We start from the raw sequence: 3,720 nt of genomic DNA on the forward strand, positions 1-3,720 counted from the left end.
AGGCCTTCATCAGCCATCTGGAAGCGGTCACGGACGAGGCGCAGGAGGCTGAAGAACCCGCGATCGCCGAAAATGCCGAAAAGGACGACGCCGAGGAGCGGGCCGCCGAAAGGGCGCTGAAACACCGTTTCGACTTTCGCCGGATGATGGCCTATTCCTGGCGCGAGGCGCTGGAACTGCGCCGCGACCCGATCCGCGCCACCATGGCGATCATCGGCAGCGTCATTCTGCTGCTGGTGATCGGTTACGGCATCAATCTCGATATCGAAAACCTGAGCTATGCCACGCTTGACCGCGATCAGACCGTAACGAGCCGGGACCTGACGCTCGATATCTCCGGTTCGCGCTATTTCGATGAGAAAGCCCCGCTTGTCGATTATGCCGATATGGACAGGCGCATGCGCGACGGAGAAATCAGTTTCGCCATTGAAATCCCGCCGCATTTCGCCGCCGATCTGGCGCGCGGGCGCGATGTCGAGATCGGCGTCTGGCTGGACGGCTCGATGCCGCAGCGCGCATCGTCGGCCAGAGGCTATATTCAGGGCGTCTATGCCACATGGCTTACCCGCAAGATCGAGGAAGTCTACGGGGCGGGGGCGGCTGATCCGTCCTATTCGGTTGCCGCGCGCTATCGCTATAACCCGGATATCCGCAGCCTCGTCGCCATGGCGCCGGCGGTCATTCCGCTGCTGCTGCTGCTCATTCCCGCCATTCTCACCACGCTTTCCGTGGTACGGGAAAAGGAGCTGGGCTCGATCGTCAATTTCTATGTCACGCCGACGACGAGGCTGGAATTCCTGATTGGCAAACAGCTGCCCTATATCGTGCTTGCCATGTTCAATTTCGCCCTGCTGCTGGCAACCTCGCTGATGGTGTTTCAGGTGCCCTTTACCGGCAGCCTGTTCGCCTTTTCGCTGGCGGCGCTGATTTTCGTCACCATTTCCACCGGCATGGGCCTGCTGGTGTCGACCTTTACCAGCAGTCAGATCGCAGCCCTGTTCGCCACCGCTCTGATCACACTCATTCCGGCAATCCAGTATTCCGGCCTCATCGATCCGGTCAGCGCGCTTCAGGGCTTTGGCGCCATGATCGGCGAGGTCTATCCGGCCACCTATTTCGTGACGATATCGCGCGGAACCTTCACCAAGGCGCTCGGCCTTGCCGATCTTCAATCTGCCTTCGTGCCTCTTCTCATCGCCATTCCGGTTCTGACGATCGCCAGCACGCTTCTGCTCGGCAAGCAGGCGAGGTAGGTCATGCGGTTTTCCAATATCCTCCAGCTCGGCATCAAGGAATTACGGGGGCTTGGCCGCGACACGCTGATGATCATCCTGATCGTCTACGCCTTTTCGCTGTCCATCTACATGGAATCCTCGGCGATGCCGGAAACGCTCAACCGCGCGGCGATCGCGGTTGTCGACGAGGACCGCTCGGCGCTGTCGCAACGTATTGTCGATGCCTTCTATCCCCCCTATTTCATCGAGCCTGAAATCATCACCACCGCCGAGATGGACGCCCGGCTGGATAGCGGAACATCCACCTTCGTGCTCGATATCCCGACGAATTTCGAACGGGATGTGCTTGCCGGTCGAAAGCCGGAGCTGCAGCTCAATATCGACGCCACGCGCATGACGCAGGCCTTTACCGGCAACACCTACATCCAGCAGATCATCGACAACACCGTCAGCGAATATCTGAACGGCTTTCCCGGCGGCAGCGAAATTCCGGTCTCTCTCGATATCCGCGCCCGCTACAATCCGCAGCTCAGCCAGATGTGGTTCGGCTCGATCATCAACATCATCACCAGCATCACCATGCTGTCGATGATCCTTTCGGGCGCGGCGCTGATCCGCGAGCGCGAGCATGGCACGATCGAGCACCTTCTGGTGATGCCGGTCACGGCGCTTGAAATCGTGGTCAGCAAGATCTGGTCGATCGGCCTCGTTGTCCTCATGGCCGCGACGCTTTCCCTCGTGATTGTAGTTGAAGGCATTCTCGGCGTGCCCGTCAACGGCTCCATGCCGCTGTTCATGGCCGGCAGCGCGCTGATGCTGTTCGCGATGTGCTCGCTCGGCATTTTCCTGGCGACGGTGGCGGGCTCGATGCCGCAGTTCGGTCTGCTGCTGATGCTGGTGCTGCTGCCGCTGCAGGTGCTGTCCGGCGGACTGACGCCGCGCGAAAGCATGCCGCAATTCATTCAGGACATCATGCTGCTGGCGCCCAATACCCACTACGTGACGATGTCGCAGGCCATCCTGTTTCGCGGCGCGGGCTTCGATGTCGTCTGGCCGCAATTCGTCTGGCTGGCCGTCCTCGGGCTGGCGCTCTTTTCCATCGCGCTGCGCCGTTTCCGCGGGTTTCTGCAGTAATAGGTGCGTATCCGCTGCTATCGAAGCGCCGATAACTAAACTGGCTTTACGTATAATTGAACCATTTTGGCGCGAGCGGTTGACGAAATGGTTCTGAGAGAAGAGGGGCCTGCCGCCCTGTTGAGGTTGCTTGGCTAATCGGCTTCGCCAACCTAGGTGTCGACGGCTCGGTTTTCTCGCCGACCGGGTTGGCTGCTAGACTTCGTGGCATGCTATCCGTCGGATTGCCTAGCCGTATCACGATGCTTCATTGACGACGGAGTTGATGCTCAGTTCTACCACCGTGTCCCGAACAGGGAGGATGGAATGACGTTCGCGTTCGACGCGGTCGCGATCTATGGAGATCGAAGCGACATCGAAAGGCTTCGAGGCCGAAGCCGGGTTCATCGTTTCGCGCGCCACGCGTTGGCGGCGCTTAAGCGTTTGGAGGGCAGTGTTGCAGAATAAAGGAGAGCAGCGCGCCCGTTTATAGCTCAAATTTACGGTCTCAAGTGTCTGCTTATCGGTGAAGACGCAGTTTGCATGAACGACCGACTACGAGGCGCTCTCCGGAGCGGCAGAAGCGGGACCGCTTTCGGACCGTCGGGTCCCGGAGGTTGAGGATGAAATACCTGCCATGGGCGCGGGCGGTCTCCATGACCGCTTCCGACACCGTTTTGGTCATTGACCGCGTTTCGGCAGCGGCTTAGAAGTGGGCGGAAAGCAGAAGGAGATTTATGCGCAGAGGCTTGTGATTCCGACCGCAAATAGCGGCTTCACCTGGCACCAAGAATTGGCTGCCGGAACCTTTTGCATATCTCTTCTTCGGAGTTTTCATGAAGAACCATGACGTCGTAATCCGGCCCTATGCGCCGGAAGGCGATTTGAAAAAGCTGTCACGCATCTGGCTCGATGCATCTCTATTGGCTCATCCTTTCATCGGCGAACGGCGCTTGCTTGCGCAACGAGCGCTGATCGAAGATCAATATCTGCCTAGTGCTGAGACGTGGGTGGCATGCGTGGGTGGTCACCCGTGCGGCTTCATCGGCCTGCTCGACACCTTCATTGGCGGAATTTTTGTTGCTCCCGATCGGCAAGGGCTTGGCATCGGACGCCAGCTTGTCGCTCACGCTCTGTGCCTCAAAGGTAAGCTGGAGCTCGAGGTATACACCGCCAACCGGCAGGCAGTAGCTTTTTACATCGGGCTTGGGTTTCGAGAGCTGTCACGCCGTCCTCTTGATGATGATGGCTACGCTTTCGAAAACGCGCGCCTTCACTTGATCGGCTAGCAGTTGGTCGGGCGGTGTAAATCGCCGCCCGACTGGAGACTGTCTAGAATTTTGTGCCCTGGCGCTGTTTCAGGACATAGGAA

At 58.8% G+C, this 3,720-nt stretch carries 3 protein-coding genes; all 3 read left to right on the forward strand.

What is annotated here, in order from left to right; all coding sequences use genetic code 11:
- A partial coding sequence (locus AC5DC2_RS21100; protein ID WP_491699907.1) for an ABC transporter permease occupies window positions 1–1,253 on the forward strand: 1,253 nt, incomplete at its 5' end.
- Between the two features lie 3 nt (window positions 1,254–1,256).
- Window positions 1,257–2,369 carry an ABC transporter permease gene (locus tag AC5DC2_RS21105; protein WP_491699908.1) on the forward strand — a complete coding sequence of 371 codons (1,113 nt, stop codon included), beginning with the start codon at window positions 1,257–1,259 and terminating at the stop codon, window positions 2,367–2,369.
- A gap of 815 nt (window positions 2,370–3,184) precedes the next feature.
- Window positions 3,185–3,637 carry a GNAT family N-acetyltransferase gene (locus AC5DC2_RS21110; protein ID WP_491699909.1) on the forward strand — a complete coding sequence of 151 codons (453 nt, stop codon included), beginning with the start codon at window positions 3,185–3,187 and terminating at the stop codon, window positions 3,635–3,637.
- Window positions 3,638–3,720: the final 83 nt, after the last annotated feature.

The organism is Martelella sp. (genome assembly GCF_984369615.1).